The organism is Pseudomonas sp. ASL7 (assembly GCF_056680375.1).
This window is the reverse complement of record NZ_CM155279.1, coordinates 6,303,309-6,327,470: the sequence shown is the minus strand read 5'-3', so window position 1 is coordinate 6,327,470 and position 24,162 is coordinate 6,303,309. Positions and strand designations below refer to the sequence as shown.

Genomic DNA, 24,162 nt, shown 5'->3' with positions numbered 1-24,162 from the left:
GCTGGCGAAGCCTGCGTTCGGCTGCGTAGCAGTCGTAAATCGGCTAACGCGGTTCACCCGATAAACCGAGAAAACCGGTTTTACGACTGCTACGCAGCCGAACGCAGCCTCGCAAGCTCGACAGCTGCTACAAGGAATGGATAGACCTGAACAGCAACAGACACAAAAAAAGAACGTGACGACATGTCAGAACCGACCCTACTGAACAACGAAATTCGCGACTGGCTGATGGATTGCGGCCTGTTCGATCAACTGCTGCCCGTGGACTTCGCCGCAGCTTCGGGCTACTTCAGCATCAGCACCGTCGCCCAGGGCGAAGAGATTTTCCACGAGGGCGATGCCGGCAGCTTCATGTGCATCATCCACTCCGGCCAGGTGGCGGTGCAGAAAACCAACGGTGAGGGGCAATTGGTGACCATGGCCACCTTGCGCAGCGGTCGCTCGTTCGGCGAAATGGCGGTGCTCGACGGCGAGCGACGCTCGGCCAGTTGCGTGGCCGCCAGCAACTGCCAGTTGCTCAATCTGGGCAAGGACTCACTGGAAAAGATGATCAATGACGCGCCAAAAATCGCCGCGAAGATCATCCGCGCCCTCGCCGTTGCCCTGTCCAAACGCTTGCGGATGGCCGACGGACAACGGCTTTCACAGCAAGTCTAACCGCCCGGCGCTTTGGCTTTCGACGGGTTTTGCTCCATCCCCGGCAGGGGTTGGTCCTTGGTCGGCGGGCTCGGCATTTCAATGGGCACCAAGGGCGGTCCTGCGCTGCCGGGGCTGACTTTAGGCAATGGGGCGGGGCTGATTTGCGGATACGGCGTCGGGGTCGCGGTGCCCGGTGAACCGGGCATCGGTGCCGGACTGGTCGGAATGCTTTGCTGCTCCTGGGCCTGCGCTGCAGTTATCGAGAGCGCGGCCAAGGCAATGACCGTTAGAATGGTGCGCTTCATCAATGGCTCCGTTGGCCTTGTTGTCTGCTTGCAGGCTACTCCCAACTGCGTTCGTTTGCCCTCCCCCTTGCCAATTCTTCTCAAGAGAGCCCCATGAAACGTTTCGTTCTACTCGACACCGCCCCTATTCCTGAAAACGGCGGTGCCCTGTGCCTGTTCGAATACGGAGAGGATTTCGTCATCAAGATCCAGGGCGGCGACGGCGGGCAGTTGATGAACACCCGCATGCATGGTTCCGAAGATGCCCTGGCCGAGATCCCGTGCCGCAAGGTTGCCGGCCGGCCGAACTCACGGGTATTGATCGGCGGTCTGGGCATGGGCTTCACCCTTGCCTCGGCCCTCAAACATTTGGGCAAGAGCGCTGAAGTCGTGGTCGCCGAATTGGTGCCCGGCGTGGTTGAGTGGAACCGTGGAGCGCTGGGGGAGAAAGCCGGGAATCCGCTGCTCGACCCACGCACGGTGATCCGCATGGAAGACGTGGCCAAGGTTCTGCAAGCCGAGCCACAAGGGTTCGACGCGATCATGCTCGACGTCGACAACGGCCCTGAAGGCCTGACTCAGCGGGCCAACAGCTGGCTGTACTCCGCGGGCGGCCTGAGCGCCTGCGCCAAGGCCCTGCGGCCCAAAGGCGTGCTGGCAGTTTGGTCGGCAAGCGCCGACAAGCAGTTTTCCGACAAGCTGAAGAAGGCCGGTTTCAAGGCCGAGGAAGTGCAAGTCTTTGCCCACGGCAACAAGGGCACCCGGCACACCATATGGATTGCCGAGAAGCTCAAGGGCTGAGCTAAACTCCACCTATACCGTCATTAGTCATTTAACAAAGGTGAACCCATGAGTTCGTCCACCCCAACCAACACGTCTAAGCTGGACCGCATCCTCGCCGACAACCAGCGCGACAGGGAAATGGGCTACCGCGACAAGGCCCTGAAAATGTACCCGCACGTGTGCGGGCGCTGTGCCCGTGAGTTCTCTGGCAAACGCCTGAGCGAACTGACCGTGCACCACCGCGACCACAACCACGACAATAATCCACAGGACGGTTCGAACTGGGAATTGTTGTGCTTGTTTTGCCATGACAACGAACACTCCCGTTATACCGATCAGCAGTATTTCGGTGAGGGCTCGCTCAGCAGCCCGAAAATCGCCAAGGCGACGCATAACCCGTTTGCGGCGTTGGCAGGGTTGATGAAGAAAGACGAGTGATCTTCAGCGACTGATCAGGCCTCATCGCGAGCAGGCTCGCTCCCACACTGAATCTTGGGTGTTCCGAAGGTCCCCTGTGGGAGCGAGCCTGCTCGCGAAAGCAATCACTCGGGCACCACCAATCTACAATCTGACCGCCCTCCCCCAATCCCCGTATAATCGCCGTTTTTTCCCCGAAGGCACCCCGCTCGTGGCAGACAAACGGTACAGCTGCATTGGTTTGTATAACCCCAAATCACCGGAAAACGTCGGTTCGGTGATGCGCGCCGCCGGCTGCTATAGCGTGGCGTCCGTGTTCTACACCGGTAAGCGCTATGAACGCGCCGCCGACTTCGTCACCGACACCAAGCGCGTCCACTACGACATTCCGCTGATCGGCATCGACGACCTGAAAAAAATCCTGCCGCTTGGGTGTGTACCCGTCGCCGTCGAACTGGTCGAAGGTGCCCGCTCGCTCCCGGAATACACCCACCCGGACCGCGCCCTCTATATCTTTGGCCCGGAAGACGGCTCACTGGATAAAGAGATCCGCGACTGGTGCGAAGACGTCGTCTATATTCCGACCACCGGCTGCATGAACCTGGCAGCTACCGTCAACGTCGTGCTTTACGACCGCATGGCCAAGGGTCTCAACACCCGTTCCGGGCCGAAATTCCGCTGATTGATCGTACAACCAATGGAACAAGCTACCCGCCTGGGCAGTCAGCTTAACTATCTATTCTTGAAGCCTGGAGACAGATCATGAGCGAACTCAAACGCGTAGAGCGCATCGAATCCACCCCGTTCCAGACTCACCCCGACCAGAATGTCCAGGGTTGGGAGCGCATTGGCTCCCTGGCAGGTGGCGTGGTCATGATCGGCAAGGGCCTGCGTCGCGGCGGTGTGTTCGGCTTGATTCAAGTGGCGATTGGCGGCGTGGCGCTGGCTCGCGGTATTACCGGGCACAGCTCGGCCAAGAGCCTGCTGGAAAAAAGTCGTCAGGACATGAACAACGTTCGGGCGAAGATTCAGCGTGCCGGGGAAGAGTTGAGTCAATTGAAAGCGCATGCCGAGGCGGCGACCAGGACGGCTACTGTGACGGGCAATGATTCGTTGAAATCGCCGAAAGCCGGGGGTTGATCCGTAAGATTCGTTGAGGCTTAAGGCCTCTTCGCGAGCAGGCTCGCTCCCACATTGGTCTTGTAGGCAACACACATCCAATGTGGGAGCGACGGTGCGACGATTCGACCTGCTCGCGAATGGCGGTATTACTGAAGTAACTCGGTATCGAGGACCCTGGACGACTCGCCCAGGACGCTCTCACTGAGCTGAATAAATGCCTTGGTGTCCACGCTTTCCAAATGCATCGCACCACGCAATACATCATCCAGCGACCGCTTGTTGCGCGTCTTCAACCGAATCTCGCGATCCAGTTCTTGTAACAACACCACCGCTTTCGACAGCTGCGCCGGGCTGATCTGCTCGCCACGCAAGGTCGTGACTTTTTGACTGTCCTTGGCCAACGAGCGCTGCAAACTTTCATAGCGCTCGTCGCTCATGCCACCCGCACGGCGCACCAGTTCGATGGCGTAATACTCGGCAAACCCTTCGCTGATCCAGTCACTGTGCCGCTTGTCGTTGATCCTCCCGAATACCTGAACCAATTCACGCATCAACGCACTGGTGCCCCGTTCGCTGACCAGTGGCAAACGCGTGTTGAGATAGATCGACTCGTGCGCTGCCAGGCTGCCGCGCCACATCGGGTCGTTGGCGCCGACAATCAGCAGTTTGCCGGGATTACGCGGGAACACCGCCTGCACTTGCGGCCAGACAAATGTCAGCAGCGTCAGCACGTCCATACGGCGCATACCTTGCCCTAGAGGCGAGGCAACCGTGACTTCGGTTTCGCCCAGCCGTGTGCGACGGCTGCCCAGGTGGCCGGCGAGCATCCAGCCGGTGGGCCTGTCGAACAACCGGGACACGTTATCGATGCGGAATTTGTTCTTGCCGATTCGCGGCCAGGCGGTTTCCACGCTTTTCCAACCGTCGGGCAATTCGAACTCAAGGCGTGAAACCAGCTCGATACCGTCCTGCTGATCGAGCCTTGCTGCGGGCACCAGATCATCGCCGCGCATCAGCGCCCAGGTTGGGGTCATGCGGGTGTCGAAGCTGCCATTCTTGCGGCCATGGCTGATGCGCACGCGGTAGGTGAGGCTGGCTTTGTCCGCCGACGGGCGCCAGACACCCCTCACCTGCTGGCCCGGCGCGAGTTGCCATTGGCCGTCGGCCTTGAAATCACTGTAGTGGCTGCCATCGCCGAGGTCGAAATCCAGGCTGCGCACCGCCGAACCTTGGGCGAGGGTCAGACGCACTTCAGCCTGATCGCTTTGCGGCAACAGGCGCACGTGATAATCCAGATCGACTTTCTTGGCCGCCCACACTGGCAAACTCAGGCCCAACAGCCCGACAACCAACGCCAGCCGCAATCCCACAGCCATACACACTCCTTCGTGATACGTTAAAACGCCACTCGATTAACCCGCCCGGAATATCAGGTGATCTTCCCAATCGTCTTCAGCCACGCTGCCTTCGGCCAGCATGCGCCCGGACTGGGAAATACGTTCGTAGTGCACAGCATCGCGATCACCGCATACCAGATGATGCCAGAGCGGCAGGTCCTTGCCCTCACTGACCAGGCGATAACCGCAGGTGGGCGGCAGCCATTTGAACTGGTCAGCCTTGCCCGGTGTGAGCTGGATGCAGTCCGGCACAAAGTCCCGACGGTTGGGGTAGTCGGTGCACTGGCAGGTTTTCAGGTCCAGCAGTTTGCAGGCGATGCGCGTGTAATAGACGGAGTTGTCGTCTTCATCTTCGAGCTTTTGCAGGCAGCACAGGCCACAACCGTCGCACAGCGACTCCCATTCCTCTTGATCCAGTTGATCGAGGGTTTTGCGTATCCAGAACGGTTCGACTTTGGCGGCCATGGCTCAAGCATCAACATCAGGTGGTGAAAAGGCCGCCAGTCTAGTGCCCGCAGCCTCGTGGGCCAAGCGCTGGCGACTGCCGGTAGAACGGCACTTGTCAGTTCTTGCGCCGCCAAGTAGTTTTGCCAGTCGCAAGGAGCCGAGCCTGCGTGCCATTGACGCTCAACCGCGTTGCATTCAGGTGAATGGTCACGGCTCTCGAAGAACCTCATCGCCCAGCTCAACGGCGCCCGCAGGTTTCAGACGTCCTTCCCTTTCAAACGTAGCAAGGAATCTCTTGATGAGTGCCAATACACGCGTTGCCGACTATGCCATCCACCCTCAGTTCACCGATCGCTGGTCGCCGCGCGCCTTCACCGGCGAAGCCATCCCCCTCGAAACCCTGCTGAGCTTCTTCGAAGCCGCACGCTGGGCGCCATCGGCCTATAACTCGCAGCCTTGGCGGTTTCTCTACGCGCGTCGCGACACACCGAACTGGGAGCGTTACCTGGGCCTGCTGAACGAATTCAACCGCAGCTGGGCGCAACACGCCTCGGCGCTGGTGATCGTGATCTCGAAAACCACTTTCGCCGTACCTGGCGCTACGGAGGAAACCCCGGCCCTGTGGCACACCTTCGACACCGGTTCGGCCTGGGGTCATTTGGCGCTGCAAGCGAGCATCAGCGGCTGGCATACCCATGGCATGGCCGGTTTCGATCAGGAACTGACGCGCAAAGAGCTGAACATTCCTGAGGGCTATGCCCTGCATGCGGCGGTGGCAGTGGGCAAATTGGGTGACAAAGCGACGCTGGCGGATTACCTGCAAGCGCGTGAAGAGCCAAGCCCGCGTCGTCCGCTGAGCGAGTTAGCGGCTGAAGGCGACTTCACCCTCTAATTAACAACCTGGAACCAAATGTAGGAGCGAGCTTGCTCGCGATGGTGTGTCAGTCGACATCAATGTGTCTGACACACCATCGCGAGCAAGCTCGCTCCTACAAAGGTTTTGCGCAAGGTTCAAGTAAGCGGTGGGTTCAATACCCGCGATCGAAATCCACTTCTCCGCGCAACGCTTCACCCGCTTGATACGCCCGCAGGTTCTCGACAAACAGATTCACCATCATGGATGGCGAGGTCGGCGCCGAGCTGTGCCCCGTCAGCAGCAAGCCCCAGGCCGTCCAGAACGGATGGCGTTGCGGCAGCGGCTCCTGACGGCAGACGTCGATCACCGCGCCCGCCAGATGGCCTTCTTTCAAGGCCTCCACCAGGTCCGCATCGACCACCGCCACGCCGCGCCCGACGTTGATGAACAATCCGGTCGGTTTGAACTGCTTGAACAGGGCTGCGTCGTACAGGTCGTGGGTATTCGGGGTGTTGGGCAGCAGATTGACCACGTAATCCACTTCACCGACCAGGCGCGGCAAGTCCGCCAGCGTTGCGACTTCGACAAACGGCGCCTGCTCGCGGGCTTCGCTGGCGATACCATACAACTCGACGCCGAACGGAACGAGAAATTGCGCCACAGTCTGACCGATGTCACCGGTGCCGACGATCAACACCTTGCGTCCCGACAGGCTCTGGCCATGGCGACTGTCCCACTTGCGCTCAACCTGGCTGACCAGCCGCGCCAGCACTTCGCGCTCGTGACCGAGCATGTAAGTCAGCACGTACTCGGCCATGACCTGGCCGAAAATCCCCACCGCCCGTGTCAGGCGATAGTGCCGTGGCAAGCCGTCGGCCAGCAGCGGCGTGATGCCCGCCCAGGTCGATTGCAGCCATTGTGGCTCGTGGCCTTGACGCAGCAGCGTCGCCAAGAGGTCCGGCTGACCGAGCCAGATCGGGCAATTGGCGGCCTGGCTGGCCAGTTCGGCTGAGTCGCCGCTGGTCAGCACTTCCAGTTCAGGTGCTGCCTGACGCAACAGTTGGGCGTACACGGGGTGGTCGTGTTCAGCAATCAGAACGCGCATGGTTCAAACCTTTCAAAAGCAGTGCAGACGCCCGTCGACGGAGTATCACTGCGTCGCCCTGGCCATCGCCAAAATCATTCCAGTGTTTCATAAAGGCTCTGAATAGAGCCTGTCTGTCGATTACATCGGATCGTTGCGACGCAGCAACTCTTCTGGCAAATGTTCGATGTACTCGTCTTCAGCCGGCGGCATTTGCAGGTGATAGCCCTGCTTCTCGAGGTTTTCCAGGACCACGGTGATGTCCTCGCGCGACAGTTTGCGCTCGGGGGTCAGCACCAGGTCGAAGGCGTGATGAGGTTTGCCGAAGGCGGCCATCAGGTTTTCCGGAACACGCTCCAGTGCATCGCTTTTGAGCACATAGAGGTACATCTCGTTTCTTTTCAGGCTTCGATAGATAGAGCAAATACGTTTCAAGGCTGTTCTCCGGCGGTGGCCAGGCTGTCGAGCAGCACCTGGCCCATTAACTCGCGGCGCCAGCCACGCAGCGAGTCAGGCAATTGGTAAGGACCATTGGGGTAGCCGCTCTTGAGCAGCGCTTCCAGGGTTTTCTTGCGCAGCATCAGCTCTGGCGCAATGTTCAGGCGCTCGGCCTCGGCCTGGCCGATGGCTCGCAGCTGCTTGACCAGCGCGGCGGCGTCCACCGGTAAAGGCTCCGGCACCGCAGGTGGCCATTGATCTGGCGACACACTGCCAGAGCGCTTGATCAGATCAAGCAAAAACTCGCCGTCCTGACGCACGGTGCGCGGATGCATGTCTTCGATTTTCGCCAACGCGCCGAGGTTGTCCGGTTGAGTCCGCGCCAGCGGCCACAGGGAATGCTCACGGATAATGCGGTTGCGCGGCAGATCCCGCGCGCGGGCTTCGTGTTCACGCCAGGCGCAAAGTTCACGCAGTACCGCGAGTTGAGCGCGAGACAGCTTCCAGGCCAGTTTGGCGTCGCGATAGACCTCATACGGATCGACCTCGCGGCGCAGGTTGGCGACGAGTTCGGCGCCGTCTTCCAGGACCCAGGCGTACTTATCGTCAGAAAGTTTCGGACGAAGCTGTACGAAAACTTCCGCCAGATGCAAAGCATCTTCAGCGGCGTAGCTGATCTGAGTGTCGGAAAGTGGACGTTGCAGCCAGTCGGAACGGGTCTCGCCCTTGGGCAGGTCGATACCGAGCACTTCCTGCACCAGACGCGAATACCCCATGGAAAAACCGAGGTTCAGGTAAGCAGCAGCCAATTGGGTATCAAACAACGGCGTCGGCAAACTGCCGGTCAGGCGCAGCAGGACTTCGAGGTCTTCGCTGCACGCGTGGACGACTTTGACCACCGCCGGGTTTTCCAGCAACGCGGACAGCGGCTGCCAGTTATCGATGGTCAGCGGATCAATCAGGTAAGCGCGTACGCCATCGCCGATCTGCAGCAGGCCGGCGATCGGGTAAAAGGTGTCGACCCGCATGAATTCGGTGTCGAGGGCAACGAATGGCAGCTGTTGCCACTCGGCACAAAACTGACCGAGGCTTTCGTTGTCGCGAATCCAGTGAATATCGATGGCCACACGGCTCTCCCTTGAAGAATGGCGCGCAGTATATATCGCCCCCGGCGATTTCCGCGCCTCCACTGAACAAGAGCTTTAGCGAAATTACCTACCGAACGGCAAGAATTGTCTGACAAGCGGAGACTAGCCGACCTTACGCAACACGTAGATCCGCGTCCGAGCATAACCCGGAAGGAAATCCTGATGGCTGAGCACGTGAAAACCCGCTTGCTTGAACTCACCTTCTACCTCGGCCTTGCTGACCAGCAGTTGGGCTGGAGCACCTTCTGCGTCTGAGCGCCGGGGCTTGAAACGTGCCTGGACCCGCACTGCCACAATCACCGTATCGCGGCTGACCCGATAGAACTCTTCAAGCATGGCCAACCGATGCTCGGGCGTGGCGATGTGTTGAAACAGATGCATGCAAAAAATGCAATCGACCGCGTTCTCGGACAACCCTATGGTGAAGGTTGAACTTTGAAAGGTCTTGATCCGCTTTAACAGGTCCTGCGAATGGTGAGTCTGGGCGTGATTGAGCATGTCCTGAGACGGGTCTGACGCGAGGACCACCCGGTTCGCGTGCTCGGCCAGGACCGGCCAGTAACGCCCGACCCCACAGGCCACATCGAGAATCAGCCCCGGCTCGCCGGCAACCTTGAGCGCGCGGCGCACCATCTGCTCGTCGCGCCAGAGCGCAAGGCGCCCGGCCAGGCCACTCGGTTGCGGCTGAAGACAGACGCGAGCGTGCTCCTGGTCGTAGCGCCTGGCGAACTCAAGTTCGATGGCGGAAGGGGGCTGAGCGGACATGTGCGTTTGGCTCTTGGTAGACGATCCGACGGCCGCAGGTTAGCGACCGGTGTATGAGTAAAAGGTCGAAGTACTCACTTTTTGGCCAACACACCATTGACGACAGCACCGCGGCAACCGGCAAACATATCCAGACTCGGGTTATACACTTTGCTGTTGATTTCCATTAAACCGAGCATCGAGTGGAACAGGTTGTCCTGGCTCAAAGGCTTGTCACGAGTCTGTTGCAGGCAACCGGCGTCCACCGAGAACGACTTCTGATAGCTGTCGGAGAACCACGCCAGCATTGCGACGCGCTTCTGTTGTTCCGGCGCCAGCATGTAAGGCGTGCCGTGGAGGTACAAGTTGTACTCGCCCAGGGATTCGCCGTGGTCCGACAGATAAAGCATCGCGGTATCAACCTTGTTCTGGTTGCTGCGCAACAGATCAATCAGGGTCGACAGCACATGGTCGGTGTACACCAGGGTGTTGTCGTACCCGTTGACGATACTGTCGCGACTGCAATTGTTCAGCGCATTACTTTCACACACCGGGGTAAAGCGTTCGTATTCTTTCGGGTAGCGCTTGAAGTACTCCGGACCGTGACTGCCCATTTGGTGCAACACCAATACCGTGTCCTTACTCAGGGTATCGATGAAGTGCTGCAAACCTTGCAGCAGGATTTCATCGCGGCATTCGCTGTTGGCGCACAGTACCGGGTCCTTCAGGTCGCTCACGTCGTCAAGGGTGACCCGATCGCACGTGCCTTTGCAGCCCGACTGGTTATCACGCCAGATCACGTCGAGACCGGCACGCTTGAGCACGTCCAGCAGGCCTTCCTGGTTCTTGGCCTTGCTGGCGTCGTAATCCTTGCGGCCCATGTTGGAGAACATGCACGGCACCGAAACGGCGGTTTCCGTGCCACAGGAATGCACGTCCGTAAAAGCAATCAGGCCAGCTTCTTTACTCAGTTTCGGGGTGGTGTCGCGGTTGTAACCGAGGACGCCGAAGTTCTCGGCCCGGGCACTTTCACCCACGACCAATACCGTCAGGGATTTACGGCTATGGGTCTGCCACGCCGGATTTTTCTGGGCATCTTCGCCGATTTTGACAAAGGGTTGCCGCGCCGAAACAACTTGCTCACGCAGGTAGCCAACCGAGGCACCAATGTAATTGCTCGGCACCACCATCAGTCGCAACTCATGGTGGTTACGAAACAATGAAGACAAGCCCTGATAGTTGACCAGCGCGACACCACCTATGACGGCGATCGAGGCGATACTGACCAACGCCTTACTCAACAGCTCGCGGTGCCAGCGGCGATAGCTGACCGGGGTTTTCCACAACAGCAAAGAGGGCAAAACACCGAGCAAGAGAATATAAACAACCAGCTTCAAGGACAGTAAGTCGCGCACTTCCGTCGCATTGGTTTGCGCGAAGTTACGTAGCATGCCCGTGTCAATCAGCACACCGTATTGGCTCATGAAATACGCCACCCCGGCGCTGATCATGAAGATCAGCGTCAAGACAGGCTTCATCACACGCCGGAAAGCCAGCAAGGTCAGCACAATGTTGAAAGCGGCCAGGATCATCACCCCGAAGGCCACACGCATGGCGATGCCCTGGGCGTCGGAATCGGTGATTTCAAACAGGTGCTGCCAGAGAACTAAATTGAACCCTGCCAAAAGAAAGGCACTGGCAATCAGTGTGACCCATTCGGGACGCACGGCTTTGAATTTCAACATGGGGATCGACTGTTCCTGAAAGAGCGCCTTCGGCAAATGTGAAAATTTCATTTTCCGCGGCAGCTTGAATCTTAAGCCGCCGGCCATCAATTTTTTGTGAAAAAGAAGCCAACGATTAGTTGGCTAATGAAATCAGCGCAAATATCTTAAACTATTTCAGAATGGTTCAGGCCTGATTCAGGTACCAACGCCAATCCTGTTCCCCAACTTCACCCATGAATTGCCGGTATTCAGCCCGTTTCACTGCCAGGTAGACGCCGAGGAATTCACCGCCGAACGCTTCCCGAGCCCAGCTCGAACCTTCCAGCGCCCGCAATGTGGTCAACCAGTCCGTCGGCAGCAGTTCCTTGGCCTGCGCGTAACCATTGCCCTCCACCGGCAACCCGGGGTCGAGTTGTTCACGAATACCGCGATGGATACCGGCCAGGATCGCCGCAGCCGCCAGGTAGGGGTTGGCGTCGGCACCGCAAATCCGGTGCTCGATATGCCGGGAGAACGTCGGCCCCCCAGGTACGCGCAAACTCACGGTGCGATTGTCCACGCCCCAGGTAGCCGCCAGCGGCGCGTAGCTGTTGGTCTGGAAACGACGATAAGAGTTGGCGTTCGGGCAGAACAACAGCAACGAATCAAGCAACGTGCCAAGCATCCCGCCAACCGCGTGCCTGAGCAGCGGCGTGCCGTCCGCCGCTTCGCTGGCAAACAGATTGTTGCCCTCCTTGTCCGCCAGACTGACGTGCATGTGCATGCCGGTGCCAGCCAGGTCATCGAACGGTTTGGCCATGAAGCAGGCGGTCATCCCGTGTTTGTGGGCTACGCCCTTGACCAGCCGTTTGTAGCGAACTGCTTCGTCCATCGCCTGCAACGCGTCGGCGCGGTGTTCGAGCGTGATTTCCACCTGCCCCGGCGCGTATTCGGAAATCGCTGTGCGCGCCGGAATACCCTGGAGCTTGCAGGCACTGTACAGGTCGGCGAGAAACGGCTCGATTTGCTCAAGTTCGCGCAAACCATAGACCTGAGTACCCCGCGGGCGGCCACCATCGACATCCCGCGCCGGTTGTGGCCGGCCGTTGCTGTCGCGCTGCTGGTCCAGCAGATAGAACTCCAGTTCCGCCGCCATGACCGGGTAATAACCGTCGGCCTGCAGCCCTTCAATGACGTTCGCCAGCAGGTGTCGTGGATCAGCAATAGTCGCCGGCATGCCCTCCTTCGGGTGCATGCTGACTTGCACCGCCGCCGTCGGAATCAGGCGCCACGGCATCCGCGTCAAACTGCCGCTGATCGGATAAGCCCGGCAATCGATATCACCGACGTCCCACACCAGACCGGAATTCTCCACGTCGTCGCCGTTGATGGTCAGGCCGAGAATAGTGCTCGGCAATGGTCGGCCGCTTTCGTACACCGCCAGCAACTCATCGCGGTGCAGCAACTTGCCCCGTGGCACACCGTTGTTGTCGATGATGAATAACTCGAACATCTCGATATCCGGGTTTTGTTCAAGAAAGGTCAGGGCTTCTTGTTTCGTGGCAAACGAGGTCGTGGCATTACTCATGGGAATTCTCTTCTTTCCGCGTCAGGCAAACGCGCAGGCGTTGCCGGTCTGATCCTGCGCATAGCGCGGGACCCGTAGGAACAATCAACGGGAAATGCAGGAATCCGGCGGGCGCGCGTGTCGGCAGTGCCACAGCGCCCAAAAGGCTAGTTCGCAGGGAAGTACGACGGGACAACCGTCCATAGAAGAAACCGCAGAGAACAGATGCCAAGCAGCGTCACACGGGCGGTTAAGTCGATAAATCGGGATTTGAAGAACTTTGGTTGCGGGATGACTAAACATTCAACCTCCCGGCCGCTTGCTATCTCTGTGGGAGCGAGCCTGCTCGCGAAGGACGTTAACGATAACGCGTTCTTCCTGAATAAACGCGTTGCTCTCAAGTCCATCGCGAGCAAGCTCGCTCCTACACTCCCGGTCCACATAGAATCTCCCACAGGGGAGTTGAGGTGCGGCACAAGTATTTAATTTCTAAATAAGACTTCGGACTTTCTGATTTGCGGCTCATCAAGCCTCGCGCGCCTAATCGACTCCTGTTTACTCAAGGTCCGATTGATGGAAAACGTTCGTGCAACTTCCCGCTCCGCGCTCTGGCTAATGCTCGGCATTGTTCTGGTCGCCCTGAACCTGCGTCCCTCCATGGCAGCCGTCGGGCCTTTACTGTCGGCGATTCGCGGCGACATTGCGCTGAGTTTCAGCCTCGCCTCACTGCTGACCATGCTGCCGGTGATGGCGATGGGGTTGGCGATGTTTTTTGGCCTGAGCGTCAGCCAGCGGCTCGGCGAACAACGTACGGTGGTGCTCTCGTTGTTGATTATTGGCCTGGCCACGGTAGCGCGCCTATTCCTCGACTCCGCGGCAGAACTGATCCTCAGCGCCGTGCTGGCGGGTGTCGGTATCGCGCTGATCCAGGCGTTGATGCCGGCGCTGATCAAGTCACGCTTCAGCGACAACGTTGCGCTGTGCATGGGGCTCTACGTCACATCAATCATGGGCGGTGCAGCCATCGCGGCGTCTGTTGCTCCCGTGGTGATGACCCACACCGGCAGTTGGCGCGGGGGCCTGGCGGTGTGGGCGGTGCTGGCGCTGGTGGCGTTGCTGTTCTGGCGCGTGCAACGCCCGGCGATGCCGACACGAGAATCCAGTGATTCACGCAACCCATCGCTCTTCGGCAATTCCCGCGCCTGGTTACTCGCACTCTTCTTCGGTCTGGGTACGGCCTCCTATACCTGTGTGCTGGCCTGGCTGGCGCCGTACTACGTCGAAAAAGGCTGGAGTGAGCAAAGCGCCGGGCTGCTGCTGGGCTTCCTGACCGCCATGGAAGTGTTGTCCGGCCTGCTGACGCCCGCCATCGCCAACCGTAGCCGCGACCGACGTGGGGTGCTGGTGGTGTTGCTGGTGCTGATCATGGCCGGCTTCAGCGGACTGGTTCTGAGCCCGCAGCACCTGAGCCTGCTGTGGCCGTGTCTGCTGGGACTGGGCATCGGCGGACTGTTCCCGATGAGCCTCATCGTGTCCCTGGATCATCTGGACAATCCACGCCGTGCCGGTGGCCTGACCGCGTTCGTGCAAGGCATCGGCTACCTGATCGCCGGCCTTTCGCCGCTGATGGCCGGGATAATCCGCGACCAGTTCGGCAGCTTCGAATGGGCGTGGTGGTCACTCATGGGGGTTATGGCGCTGATGATCCTGATGGTCTTGCGCTTCGACCCAAGGCATTACGCCCGACACATTCACTGACCCGGGAACCCCCTCATGAAACACACAGGTTTCGCCATCGCCCACACTGGCATGCTGCTGTGGGCACTGTTGATCGCGGCCTCATTTTCGGCAGCGGCGCAGGTCAGTCAAGCCATCGACCCGATGCTGCTGACCGGATTGCGTCTGTTGTTTTGCTGCGTAGTGTTTTTACCGCTGCGGCTGTTCAACGGCGATACCGCCATGACCGCTCGCGGCTTGCTCGGGCATGCCGGGCTCGGTTTGTTGCTCGCGGTGTATTTCGGCTCGCTGTTCGAGGCGTTGCGCTACACCTCGGCGGTCAACACCGGGACGATGTTCACTCTGGTTCCCTTGCTGACGCTGCTTTTCGAAGCCGTTTTGATGCCCGATAGCAGCCTGAAACAACGCGTGCTGCCAATGCTGATGGCCGCCGCCGGGGCAGTGTTGCTGGTACTCAAAGGCACGGGGCCAGACGAGCTGCCATCGCTGTATGCGGTGTCGGTGTATGGCGTCGGTTGCCTGGCGATGGCGCTCTACTCACCGCTGAGTCAGCGACTCAAGGCCCACAGTCTCAAGGGACGCGGGCCAGTGGGCATGACCTTCTGGAACATGCTGTTCGGCGCACTTTTTCTGTTGCTGCTGTGTGGCTTCAGCGGCGGCTGGCGCTCCGCATCGTTGTTGACCCTGAACGATTTTTTCTGGTTGATCTACCTGGCGCTGTTCGCCACGCTGGCCACGTTCTGGCTCCTGCACCGGGCCATCGGCGTGATCGCCCCTTCCTCGGTCATTTCCTACATTTACCTGAGCACGCTATTCATCACCTTGTTTCATTGGCTCTGGTTGCGCCAGTCGCCATTGCCCCTGGAAGTCCTCGGCGCAACACTGGTAGGGCTCGGCATGCTGGCACTCCTAATGTCCAGCCGCAGAGCCGTTTCAGCCGTCGTTCAAGGCTGAATGCCGACGAAGCATTCTCCTGGCTCGCTCGTTCCGTTAGGATCATTCGCACACCTTGCGCACAGTCAGCGCAAGGAATACGGCGAGACGCAATGGATGCTGAACAGTAACGTGCTAAGAAAGCTCGACATGCAAGACCTCATGGTGTTTGTCGCTGTGTACGAGCAAAGCAGCGTCACTGCGGTGTCCGAGGCGCTCTGTGTCAGCCAGTCCACTGTGAGTTACTGCCTGAAAAAACTGCGCAGCAGTTTCGAGGACGAGCTGTTCATCAATACCCGCGCGGGAATGCGGCCAACGTGCAAAGCCAACAACATGTACACCCACGTGTTGAAGATCCTCGAAAGCATCAACCTGTGTCATGCCGGCGACCGAGCGTTCGACCCGACCGCGCAACCGGTTACCTTCAACCTCTGTGCGCCGGAATACTTCGAGCAGTTGATCTTGCCGCATCTGTTGAAGCATTTCGATTTCGCCGGCCTGCCGGTGATGATCAACATGCACAAGTTCGACACTGATATCCCCGCCGAGCAATTGCGCGATGGCCGCCTCGACCTGGTGATGTGTTTCGGGCCGAACTTTCATCGTAGCCACGACGATTTAAAATCCCGGAAGCTGCTGAAGGATGACCTGGTGTGTGTCTTCGATAAACACGCCGCGCCGCTGGAACCGCGCTTAAGCCTGCAAGCCTTTGTCGAACGCCGGCATGTGTTCCCGACCCCCTGGACGTCCGCCACCAACATGGTCGACGGCTGGCTCGCGCAGCAGGGGCAAAAACGGCAGATCATCGCGCGCGCCAACAGCTACAGCGCGGCGCTGAAAATGATTACCGGCACCGAGTTCATGGTGACCTTGCCTCGGCGCATCCAGCGATGGCTGGCCAGCGAGGCGACCTTTGATCATCGCGAAGCCCCCCTCGGCTTGCCGGGGTTCACCCTCGACATGCAGTGGCATCAACGCCTCGATCAGGACAGCGCCAACACCTGGCTGCGCGAGCAAATCATTCAGGCCTGCGCCGAGCAGGAAATGACCTGACCGTTAGTGGCTGATGGCGGTTTTGACGTAAGACTCTCGATCGATGTCGAGGATTTCCACGGCCAGCTGAACCTCAATCTCCGCCGGCCATTCACTCACATCCTGTAGCACCGCCAGCAGGCTTTCGGACAACTGTTTCTTGATCTGCGGCGAGCGACCGCTCAACAGCGCCAGTTTCACATGCACAAAGGCGCGCTCAGCCAGCGCGGTGCCGACCTTGTACGTCTCGACCTTCACCGCGCGGCTCTTGATGTCGAATTCGGCAGCGAACTGACCGGAAGCCATCAGGGCATTGTTAAGCCGGATCAACGCCACATCGGCATTCAACTCGGGCAGGTTGGCGGTGTATTCCATGTGCAGGTGGGGCATGACAGGGCTCCTGAAGTGCGGCGCAAAGATCCTACATATAACACAGCGTCGCCGGACTCACTGGGACAACGGCAACGCGGGACGTTCACTCATAAACGCCTCCAGCCGCGAGCGCAACCAGCGTTCGGCGGGGTCGGTGTCGACATGGCTGAGCCAGACCATGGACAGGTCCAGGGTCGGCGTCTTGAACGGGAATGGCTCATGGAACAGCATACCGGACGCCGCCATCGCCTCGGCCGCGTAGTCCGGCAGACTGGCGATCAGGTCGGTTCCCGCCAGCAGGGCCGGCAACGAGCTGTATTGCGGCACGGACAGTACGACATGGCGCGTACGACCGATCTCCGCCAGCCACTCATCGGCGTATCCACTGACGTTGGCCGTGTGGGAAACCAGCACATGGGGGCGTGAACAATATTCATCGAGGGTCAGCGGCGTGTCGGAGGCATCCGCGCGCAAAATGCTTGGCAAAATATGTCGCAGCAATTTGCGCTTGGCATTGGCCGGAAGGCCGCGAGTCTGGCTGATACCGACGGTAATATCGCCGGAGGCCAGCAAATCGGGAATCCGCCAGTAATCGACATGCTGCACCACGAACACTACCTTCGGCGCCTCCTGGCGCAAGGCCCGCAACAGCGGCGGCAACAGGCCAAACTCGACATCGTCGGACAGCCCGATACGAAAGGTCATGGTGCTGCTGGCGGGGTCAAAATCATGGGTCAGGCTCAACGCCACCGACAACGAATCCAGCGCTGGCGACAGGTGCCGAATGATTTCCTCCGCCCGCGCCGTCGGCTCCATGCGATGCCCCACGCGAATGAACAGCGGATCGTTGAACATCGTGCGCAAGCGGTTAAGCGCCGAGCTAATGGTCGGTTGACCGAGAAACAATTTCTCCGCCACCCGCGTGACGTTGCGCTCCAGCATCAATGTTTCGAACACCACCATCAGGTTGATGTCGGCCTTGCGCAGTTCATTACGATTCATGCGGTTCCCCCATGCCCAAGACTCGCGTCAGTTTAGAAAGGCAGGGAGAAGGCGTCTACTGCGCTGTCGGGCCTGCGTCCAAACTATTCGAAACAAATGCCCAATGGCCAAATAACCCAGCTCCGCTAGGCTTCTTTCGACGCGCCACACAGGCTGCGCATAGACCCATCGCATGGAGCGAGCAGTATGTATTTTGAGATTTACAGGCAATCCAAAGGCACCCCGAGCACGGGAAAAGGACAATGGCGCTGGCGCTTGAGGGCGGGAAATCACGAGACGATCGCCAGTGGCGAGTCGTACGTGAACAAGGGCGATTGTCTCCACGCCATCGGGCTGATCAAAGGCGTGGAAAGTGAAACGCCGGTGAAGGAAATCTAGGCCTCAAGAGAACCGGCTTTTTGGATTGAACCCACTGGCCTCATCGCGAGCAGGCTCGCTCCCACAGGGGATTTTCAGTGAATTCACTTTTTGCGAACAACCGAGATCAACTGTGGGAGCGAGCCTGCTCGCGATAGGGCCGGAAAAAACGCCATCAAATTTCAGGGCAAAAAACCGCTTCAGACAGGCAACGGATACAACGCATCATCGAACTGCGACAAACGCGGAAACACCATCGGCAGGTCATCGCTCACGTGTTCCAGGCGTTGCTGGTAACCACGCAGGAACGCCTTGCGGGCTTCGTCGCTGATGTACGGCACATGCCAGGCCACGAACGGTTCCAGCACGTCGAAGCCGACATAGGCCAGCGTGCCCCGCAGGATCGGTCGCAGCATGTCTTCCAGCGGGCCGTGAATCGCGCCGTCACCAAACATGTGCTCGCGCCCGCCCAGCGTCACGGTCACCAGCGCCTTCTTGCCGCTCAATCCGCCCTGGTCGTAGAAGCGTTTGCCACCGTAGCAGACACCGGACACCAGCACCCGATCAATCCAGCCCTTGAGCATCGCCGGCGCCGAGAACCAGAAAATCGGGAAATTCAGAATCAACAGGTCGGCCCACAGCAGCTTGTCGAGTTCCTGCCGGATGTCCGGCGCGAGCGACTGGCTCTTCACACCCAAGCGTTGCTCCAGGGCATACACCAGGTACTCAGGGTTTTCCCGCGAAGAAAAGTCATCGGCGCTGGCCACCGGATTCCAGTTCATCGCGTAAAGGTCGCTGACCTGGACCTCATGCCCTTGGGCTTGGAGGGTCGTAACAGCCTGGTCACGCAACGCCGCGGTAAAGGATTGAGGCTCTGGATGGGCGTGGACGATCAGTACTTTCATGGCAATTCCTTAGACGTTTACAAGCTTTGTGTTGGAAGACGGTAACGCGCGCGCGGCCAACAACCGGTCGAGCCAGTCGGGGTCCATTTGCGGTTCGGAAGAAAACAGCAGCCCGGTGTAATCCTGATGCGGCGGCGTGAAAATGGCGCTGCGCGAGCCGTGGTCGACCACCCTGCCCCGCTGCATCACTAATACTTCATCAGCAATCGCCCGCACGGTGGCGACATCGTGGGTGATGAACAGGTAAGCGACGCCCAGTTGTTGCTGAATCCGGTTGAGCAGTTTCAGCACGCCTTCGGCGACCAACTGATCCAGCGCCGAGGTCACTTCATCGCAAATAATCAACTGCGGATCGGCGGCCAGTGCCCGAGCAATACACACCCGTTGCTTCTGCCCACCGGACAGCTCGCGGGGCTGACGCTCCATGAAGGTCGCCGGATCGAGCTCGATCATTTCCAGCAACTCAGCCACCCGCGCCCGCATCGCCTTGCCTTTGAGCCCCAGGTAAAAGGTCAGTGGCCGACCGATGATATCGACAATGCGCTGACGCGGGTTCAGCGCGGTGTCGGGGATCTGGTAGATCATCTGGATGCGCCGCAATTGCTCCTTGCTGCGCTGCCGAAAGTCCGCCGGCAGCGCCTCGCCGTCATACAGCACCTGACCCGATGTCGGCGACAGCAACCCGGTGATCAAGCGCGCGGTCGAGCTCTTGCCACTGCCGGACTCGCCGATCACGGCCAGGGTCTGGCCTCGATACAGGCTCAACGAAACATCGTGCAGTACAGGCTGATGACCGTAACTGGCGCAGCTCTTGCGCAATTCCAGCAAGGGTTTTTCCTGTTGCGGGCATGGCTTGGGTTCGGTGCGAAAACTGCGCACCGCCCACAGCGACTTGGTGTAGTCCTCTTGCGGGTCGCCGAGCATTTTGCGGGTCTCGGCCTCCTCCACCAGTTTGCCGTGACGCAGCACCATGATCCGGTCGGCCATTTGCGCCACCACCGCCAGGTCATGGCTGATGTAGATCGCCGCACTGCCGTAAGTCGCCACCGCATCACGAATGGCCGCCAGCACTTCAATCTGCGTGGTGACGTCGAGGGCGGTGGTGGGTTCGTCGAAGATGATCAGGTCAGGGTGGCAGGCCATGGCCATGGCGGTCATGACCCGCTGCAATTGCCCGCCAGACACCTGATGCGGATAGCGCTGACCAATCTGTTCCGGATTCGGCAGGCGCAGCACCCGATACAACTCCACCGCTTCTGCCATGGCCTGGGCACGGCTCATGCCACCGTTCTTGACCGCCGTTTCCACGTGCTGATCAATCAGCCGATGGGCCGGATTAAACGACGCCGCAGCGCTTTGTGCGACGTAGGCAATCCGCAGACCACGCAATGTGCGCAGCGTTTCAGGTTTGGCGCGCAGCAGGTCGATGCCGTCGAACTGCACCGAGCCGCCGGTGATCCGGCAACCGTCACGGGTATAGCCCATGGCAGCCAGGCCGAGGGTCGACTTGCCGGCACCCGACTCCCCGATCAGCCCCAATACTTCGCCGCGTTGCAGGGTCAGGTCGATGCCCTTGATCAACGGGTGCCAGGCGTCTTCGTAATGGCCTTCGATGTGCAGATCGCGGATTTCCAGCAGCGGCTTTTCATTGTCGATCGCGTTCATGTTCAGCACTCCTTGAGGCCGCTGGATTTATGCAACATCCAGTCGACGACGAAGTTGACGCTGACCGTGATCAACGCCACCGCCAGCGCTGGCAACAGTGGACTGATGTCGCCGAAAGTAATCAGCACCGCGTTGTCGCGGACCATGCTGCCCCAATCGGCGGTGGGCGGCTGAATGCCCAGCCCGAGGAACGACAGCGCACTGATGAATAAAAACACGAAGCAGAAACGCAGGCCGAACTCGGCAATCAACGGTGCGGCGGCGTTGGGCAACACTTCGCGGGTCACTAGCCACCACAGGCCTTCACCGCGCAGACGCGCGGCTTCGACGAAGTCCTGCACCACCACGTTCATCGCCACCGCCCGCGACAGGCGAAACACTCGGGTCGCATCCAGCAGCGCGATCACCAACACCAGCGACGTCGCTGTGGTACCGACCACGCTGAGAATCAGCAAGGCAAAGATCAGTTGCGGGATCGCCATCAGAATATCCACCACCCGCGACAGGCCCTGATCGACCCAGCCGCCCTTGATCGCCGCGATCAATCCGCTCAAGCCGCCAAGCAAGAACGCCAATACCGTTGTCAGGAAGGCAATGCCCAGGGTGTTGCGCGCGCCGTAGACCAGGCGGCTGAACATGTCCCGGCCGAGGTTGTCGGTGCCCAACAGAAACTCACCGCTCCATGGCGCGAAGCCGTCGCCCACCACTTGCGTTTCGCCGTACGGCGCCAACACCGGAGCGAACAGCGCGACCAGGATGTACAGGATGATGACCAATATTCCGAACTTGGCACTCAGTGGCGCCCGGAACAATTGTTTGAGCAGGCTCATGTTCTACCCCTTCGGATGCATCAGGCGTGGGTTGCTGGCGATGGACAGCACATCGGCCGTGGTGTTGAGCAGAATGTAGGTCGCCGCGAAAATCAGGCTGCAGGCCTGGACCACCGGGATGTCGCGTTTGGCCACCGAGTCCACCAGCAATTGGCCAAGGCCCGGATAGACGAACACCACCTCGACCACCACCACGCCGACCACCAGGTAGGCGAGGTTCAGCGCCACCACGTTGACGATCGGTGCCAGTGCGTTGGGCAAAGCGTGACGGAAGATGATGCGCGACTGGCTGATACCCTTGAGCCGGGCCATTTCGATGTAGGGGCTGGCCAGCAGATTGATCAAGGAGGCGCGGGTCATGCGCATCATCTGCGCGATGACCACCAGGCTCAATGTCGCGACCGGCAGCACCGAGCGTTCCAGCACGGTGCCCAAGGATGCATCTGGCGCAAGGTTGGAAATGCTCGGGAACCAATTGAGTTTTACCGCGAACACCAGGATCAGAATGTAGGCGACAAAGAACTCCGGAAACGACACCGCACTCAGCGCCGTCGTGTTGAGCAAGCGGTCGAACCAGCTGTTGCGATACAGCGCCGCCAGCATGCCCAGCAACAAGGCGAGCGGAACGGAAACCAACGCCGCCAGCGCCGCCAGACTGAAGGTGTTACCCAGACGCGAGGCAACCAGTTCGGCGATGGGCCGCTGATTGGCCAGCGAGACACCGAGATCACCTTGCAGCAGGTGCCAGATCCAGTGGCCGAAGCGGGTTAGCGGCGGCAGGTCCAGGCCCAGTTGAGCACGGAACGCGGCAACGGTTTCCGGGGTAGCGGATTGGCCGAGCATGGCCTGGGCGATATCACCCGGAAGCATGCCGACGGCCAGGAAAATAATCACCGATACCGCGAAGAGCGATAACAGGCCCAACGCCAAACGCTGCGTCAACAGCTTGCAAATACTAATCATCGTGCAGTTCCTTGAAATTGGATCGGCAGGCGTTGTGTAGGAGCGAGCTTGCTCGCGATGGTGTGTCAGCCACATTGGTGTCAACTGACACTCCATCGCGAGCAAGCTCGCTCCTACAACAACAGCGTCACTACGCCTGCCACCAGCGTTCGATGACGCGCAGGCCGTCCAGCTCGCCATAAGGCGCGGTCTGGCCGCCATGAGCGACCCGGTTCGACCGCGCCGCCACCGAACTGGCAAACAACGGCACAATCGCCCCGCCGTCGTCCCGGCACAGCGACTGCATTTCGTTGTACATCTCGCGGCGCAGCGGGTCGTTCATCTCGCCTCGGGCGGCGTTGAGCAACTGGTTGAAACGCGGGTTGTCCCAATGGGTTTCATTCCACGCCGCGCCTTTGGCGTAACCGATGCTGAACATCCGGTCGGCTGTCAGGCTGCTGTACCAGAAGGAAGTGGTGAACGGTTGCTTCATCCAGACATTGGAGAAGAAGCCGTCGGCCGGCTCGCGGACCACATCGATATCGATCCCGGCCTGACGGGCCTGCTCCTTGAACAGCACCGACGCGTCCACCGCGCCGGCGTAGGCCGCGTCGGAGGCTTGCAGGCGGACCTTGAGCGAATCGACACCGGCCTGGCGCAGGTAAAAACGCGCTTTGTCCGGATCGTACGTGCGCTGCTCCAGCGCCGTGTTGATGAAGCGGCTGCCCGGCTGGATCGGATGGTCGTTACCCACCAGGCCGTAGCCATGCAGCACCGAGGCCAGCAGGGTTTCGCGATTGATCGCGTGCTTCATCGCCAGGCGGATGTTGCTGTTCTGGAACTGCTGACTGTCGCACAACATCGGGAAGGTGTAGTGCTGGGCGCCTTTGGTTTCTTCGATCACCAGGTTCGGGTTGCGCTTGAGTAACGCCACGGTTTTCAGGTCGACCTTGTTGATGACATCGACCTGCCCGGTGACCAACGCATTGATCCGTGCAGCGCCGTCGGAAATGGCAATCAGCTCGGCGCTGGCGAAATGCGCCCGGCCCGGTTTCCAGTAATCGGGGCTGCGCTCCAGGACCATGCGCACGCCTGGATCGAACGCCTTGAGGCGATAGCCGCCGGTGCCGACACCGGCTTGCCAGTCGGGTACACCGTCCTTGCTGGGCATGATCACCAAATGATAATCGGCGACCACGAAAGAGAAGTCGGCGTTGCCCGAATGCAGCTCGAACACCACGCTGTCAGTGCCCTGGGCGCTGACCTTGGCGACATCGCCCAAAACGGTCTTGGCGGCTGACGTGGATTTTTCGCCGAGGTGATGCTGGATCGACGCCACCACGTCATCGGCGGTCAGGGTTTTGCCATTGTGGAAGGTCACGCCCTGACGCAGTTTGAAGGTCCAGATGCGCGCGTCGGGGGTCGACGTCCAGCTCTCGGCCAGTTCCGGAATCGCGGTGCCGTCCACAGCAATTTCGGTCAGGGTGTTATACACCGCCGAGAAGCCGACGAAGGTGAAGGTGTCGCTCCAGGAACCGGGGTCTTTTGAGTCGGTGGTGCTGCCGCCCGCCAGGCCCAGGCGCAACACGCCACCTGGCTTGGGAGTCGCTTCCTCGGCGAAGGCGCCAAACGGCAGCCCCATGGAGAATGCCCCGGCCACCGCGGCGGCAGCGGCGCTGTATTTGAAAAAGTCCCGACGCGGGAAACTGAATTCATGGTTCGCTTGAGTAATCTTGTTGTTGTTATCGCTCATTG

General features: G+C 59.7%; 26 protein-coding genes. 10 read left to right on the top strand and 16 right to left on the bottom strand.

Annotation, left to right across the window (positions count from 1 at the left end; translation table 11 throughout):
- Positions 1–183: 183 nt before the first annotated feature.
- Entirely contained in the window at positions 184–657 is a 474-nt protein-coding gene (locus AC1MDT_RS29240) for a cyclic nucleotide-binding domain-containing protein (protein ID WP_414907364.1), read from the top strand.
- Here the strand turns inward: AC1MDT_RS29240 and AC1MDT_RS29235 are convergent.
- The gene (locus AC1MDT_RS29235) at positions 654–944 is read right to left on the bottom strand and encodes a hypothetical protein (protein ID WP_480420120.1); all 291 of its coding nucleotides are present in this window, start codon (positions 942–944) and stop codon (positions 654–656) included. The genes AC1MDT_RS29240 and AC1MDT_RS29235 overlap by 4 nt on opposite strands.
- Positions 945–1,037: 93 nt before the next feature.
- On the opposite strand from AC1MDT_RS29235, the gene AC1MDT_RS29230 reads away from it, so the two are divergent.
- From AC1MDT_RS29230 to AC1MDT_RS29215, 4 genes are all read left to right on the top strand, one after another.
- Positions 1,038–1,724 carry a spermidine synthase gene (locus tag AC1MDT_RS29230; RefSeq protein ID WP_480420119.1) on the top strand — a complete coding sequence of 229 codons (687 nt, stop codon included), beginning with the start codon at positions 1,038–1,040 and terminating at the stop codon, positions 1,722–1,724.
- A 48-nt stretch (positions 1,725–1,772) separates the two neighbouring features.
- A complete protein-coding gene (locus AC1MDT_RS29225) occupies positions 1,773–2,144 on the top strand; it encodes a YajD family HNH nuclease (RefSeq protein ID WP_480420118.1) in 372 nt (123 codons plus the stop codon).
- A gap of 190 nt (positions 2,145–2,334) precedes the next feature.
- Positions 2,335–2,805, top strand: coding sequence for a TrmH family RNA methyltransferase (locus AC1MDT_RS29220; RefSeq protein ID WP_201119185.1), 471 nt, complete (start codon positions 2,335–2,337; stop codon positions 2,803–2,805).
- Between the two features lie 80 nt (positions 2,806–2,885).
- A complete protein-coding gene (locus AC1MDT_RS29215) occupies positions 2,886–3,263 on the top strand; it encodes a YgaP family membrane protein (protein WP_480420117.1) in 378 nt (125 codons plus the stop codon).
- A gap of 128 nt (positions 3,264–3,391) precedes the next feature.
- Here the strand turns inward: AC1MDT_RS29215 and AC1MDT_RS29210 are convergent, their stop codons facing one another.
- Both AC1MDT_RS29210 and AC1MDT_RS29205 read right to left on the bottom strand, forming a co-directional pair.
- Positions 3,392–4,621 (bottom strand): hypothetical protein, encoded by a 1,230-nt coding sequence (locus AC1MDT_RS29210; protein ID WP_480420116.1) that lies wholly within the window; start codon positions 4,619–4,621, stop codon positions 3,392–3,394.
- Between the two features lie 36 nt (positions 4,622–4,657).
- The gene (locus tag AC1MDT_RS29205) at positions 4,658–5,107 is read right to left on the bottom strand and encodes a YcgN family cysteine cluster protein (RefSeq protein ID WP_414907370.1); all 450 of its coding nucleotides are present in this window, start codon (positions 5,105–5,107) and stop codon (positions 4,658–4,660) included.
- Positions 5,108–5,387: 280 nt separating this feature from the next.
- Between AC1MDT_RS29205 and AC1MDT_RS29200 the strand changes: the two genes are divergently transcribed.
- Positions 5,388–5,981, top strand: a complete 594-nt coding sequence (locus AC1MDT_RS29200) for a nitroreductase family protein (RefSeq protein ID WP_414907371.1) — start codon at positions 5,388–5,390, stop codon at positions 5,979–5,981.
- 136 nt (positions 5,982–6,117) lie between these two features.
- Here AC1MDT_RS29200 and AC1MDT_RS29195 read toward each other — a convergent pair whose 3' ends face one another.
- The 6 genes from AC1MDT_RS29195 to AC1MDT_RS29170 all read right to left on the bottom strand — a co-directional run bounded on the left by AC1MDT_RS29195 (position 6,118) and on the right by AC1MDT_RS29170 (position 12,653).
- Entirely contained in the window at positions 6,118–7,050 is a 933-nt protein-coding gene (locus tag AC1MDT_RS29195; RefSeq protein WP_480420115.1) for a D-2-hydroxyacid dehydrogenase, read from the bottom strand.
- Positions 7,051–7,170: 120 nt separating this feature from the next.
- Positions 7,171–7,464, bottom strand: coding sequence for a YcgL domain-containing protein (locus AC1MDT_RS29190; RefSeq protein ID WP_480420114.1), 294 nt, complete (start codon positions 7,462–7,464; stop codon positions 7,171–7,173).
- The gene (rnd, locus tag AC1MDT_RS29185; protein ID WP_480420113.1) at positions 7,461–8,594 is read right to left on the bottom strand and encodes a ribonuclease D; all 1,134 of its coding nucleotides are present in this window, start codon (positions 8,592–8,594) and stop codon (positions 7,461–7,463) included. Before rnd ends, AC1MDT_RS29190 begins: the two co-directional genes overlap by 4 nt.
- A gap of 123 nt (positions 8,595–8,717) precedes the next feature.
- Complete coding sequence (locus AC1MDT_RS29180) at positions 8,718–9,380, bottom strand: class I SAM-dependent methyltransferase (RefSeq protein WP_480420112.1); 663 nt, start codon at positions 9,378–9,380, stop codon at positions 8,718–8,720.
- A gap of 74 nt (positions 9,381–9,454) precedes the next feature.
- Positions 9,455–11,104 (bottom strand): phosphoethanolamine transferase, encoded by a 1,650-nt coding sequence (locus AC1MDT_RS29175; RefSeq protein ID WP_480420111.1) that lies wholly within the window; start codon positions 11,102–11,104, stop codon positions 9,455–9,457.
- Between the two features lie 166 nt (positions 11,105–11,270).
- On the bottom strand, positions 11,271–12,653 hold the full coding sequence (locus AC1MDT_RS29170) for a glutamine synthetase family protein (RefSeq protein WP_480420110.1): 1,383 nt from the start codon (positions 12,651–12,653) through the stop codon (positions 11,271–11,273).
- Between the two features lie 552 nt (positions 12,654–13,205).
- Between AC1MDT_RS29170 and AC1MDT_RS29165 the strand changes: the two genes are divergently transcribed.
- The 3 genes from AC1MDT_RS29165 to AC1MDT_RS29155 all read left to right on the top strand — a co-directional run bounded on the left by AC1MDT_RS29165 (position 13,206) and on the right by AC1MDT_RS29155 (position 16,355).
- Complete coding sequence (locus AC1MDT_RS29165) at positions 13,206–14,390, top strand: cyanate transporter (RefSeq protein ID WP_480420109.1); 1,185 nt, start codon at positions 13,206–13,208, stop codon at positions 14,388–14,390.
- A gap of 15 nt (positions 14,391–14,405) precedes the next feature.
- The gene (locus AC1MDT_RS29160; protein ID WP_480420108.1) at positions 14,406–15,323 is read left to right on the top strand and encodes a DMT family transporter; all 918 of its coding nucleotides are present in this window, start codon (positions 14,406–14,408) and stop codon (positions 15,321–15,323) included.
- A 96-nt stretch (positions 15,324–15,419) separates the two neighbouring features.
- Positions 15,420–16,355, top strand: coding sequence for a LysR family transcriptional regulator (locus AC1MDT_RS29155; protein ID WP_480420107.1), 936 nt, complete (start codon positions 15,420–15,422; stop codon positions 16,353–16,355).
- 3 nt (positions 16,356–16,358) lie between these two features.
- Here the strand turns inward: AC1MDT_RS29155 and AC1MDT_RS29150 are convergent, their stop codons facing one another.
- Entirely contained in the window at positions 16,359–16,724 is a 366-nt protein-coding gene (locus tag AC1MDT_RS29150; protein ID WP_480420106.1) for a 5-carboxymethyl-2-hydroxymuconate Delta-isomerase, read from the bottom strand.
- Between the two features lie 57 nt (positions 16,725–16,781).
- Positions 16,782–17,708, bottom strand: coding sequence for a LysR substrate-binding domain-containing protein (locus AC1MDT_RS29145; RefSeq protein WP_480420105.1), 927 nt, complete (start codon positions 17,706–17,708; stop codon positions 16,782–16,784).
- A 186-nt stretch (positions 17,709–17,894) separates the two neighbouring features.
- Here AC1MDT_RS29145 and AC1MDT_RS29140 point away from each other — a divergent pair, with 186 nt between their 5' ends.
- Positions 17,895–18,086: a YegP family protein gene (locus tag AC1MDT_RS29140; RefSeq protein WP_201119215.1), complete on the top strand. Its 192-nt coding sequence runs from the start codon at positions 17,895–17,897 to the stop codon at positions 18,084–18,086.
- 179 nt (positions 18,087–18,265) lie between these two features.
- Here the strand turns inward: AC1MDT_RS29140 and AC1MDT_RS29135 are convergent, their stop codons facing one another.
- The 5 genes from AC1MDT_RS29135 to AC1MDT_RS29115 all read right to left on the bottom strand — a co-directional run bounded on the left by AC1MDT_RS29135 (position 18,266) and on the right by AC1MDT_RS29115 (position 24,160).
- Positions 18,266–18,970, bottom strand: a complete 705-nt coding sequence (locus AC1MDT_RS29135) for an NAD(P)H-dependent oxidoreductase (RefSeq protein WP_480420104.1) — start codon at positions 18,968–18,970, stop codon at positions 18,266–18,268.
- Between the two features lie 9 nt (positions 18,971–18,979).
- A complete protein-coding gene (locus tag AC1MDT_RS29130; RefSeq protein WP_480420103.1) occupies positions 18,980–20,635 on the bottom strand; it encodes an ABC transporter ATP-binding protein in 1,656 nt (551 codons plus the stop codon).
- A 2-nt stretch (positions 20,636–20,637) separates the two neighbouring features.
- Positions 20,638–21,465: an ABC transporter permease gene (locus AC1MDT_RS29125; RefSeq protein WP_201119220.1), complete on the bottom strand. Its 828-nt coding sequence runs from the start codon at positions 21,463–21,465 to the stop codon at positions 20,638–20,640.
- A 3-nt stretch (positions 21,466–21,468) separates the two neighbouring features.
- Positions 21,469–22,428: an ABC transporter permease gene (locus AC1MDT_RS29120; protein ID WP_480420102.1), complete on the bottom strand. Its 960-nt coding sequence runs from the start codon at positions 22,426–22,428 to the stop codon at positions 21,469–21,471.
- 130 nt (positions 22,429–22,558) lie between these two features.
- On the bottom strand, positions 22,559–24,160 hold the full coding sequence (locus AC1MDT_RS29115) for an ABC transporter substrate-binding protein (RefSeq protein WP_480420101.1): 1,602 nt from the start codon (positions 24,158–24,160) through the stop codon (positions 22,559–22,561).
- Positions 24,161–24,162 lie beyond the last annotated feature (2 nt).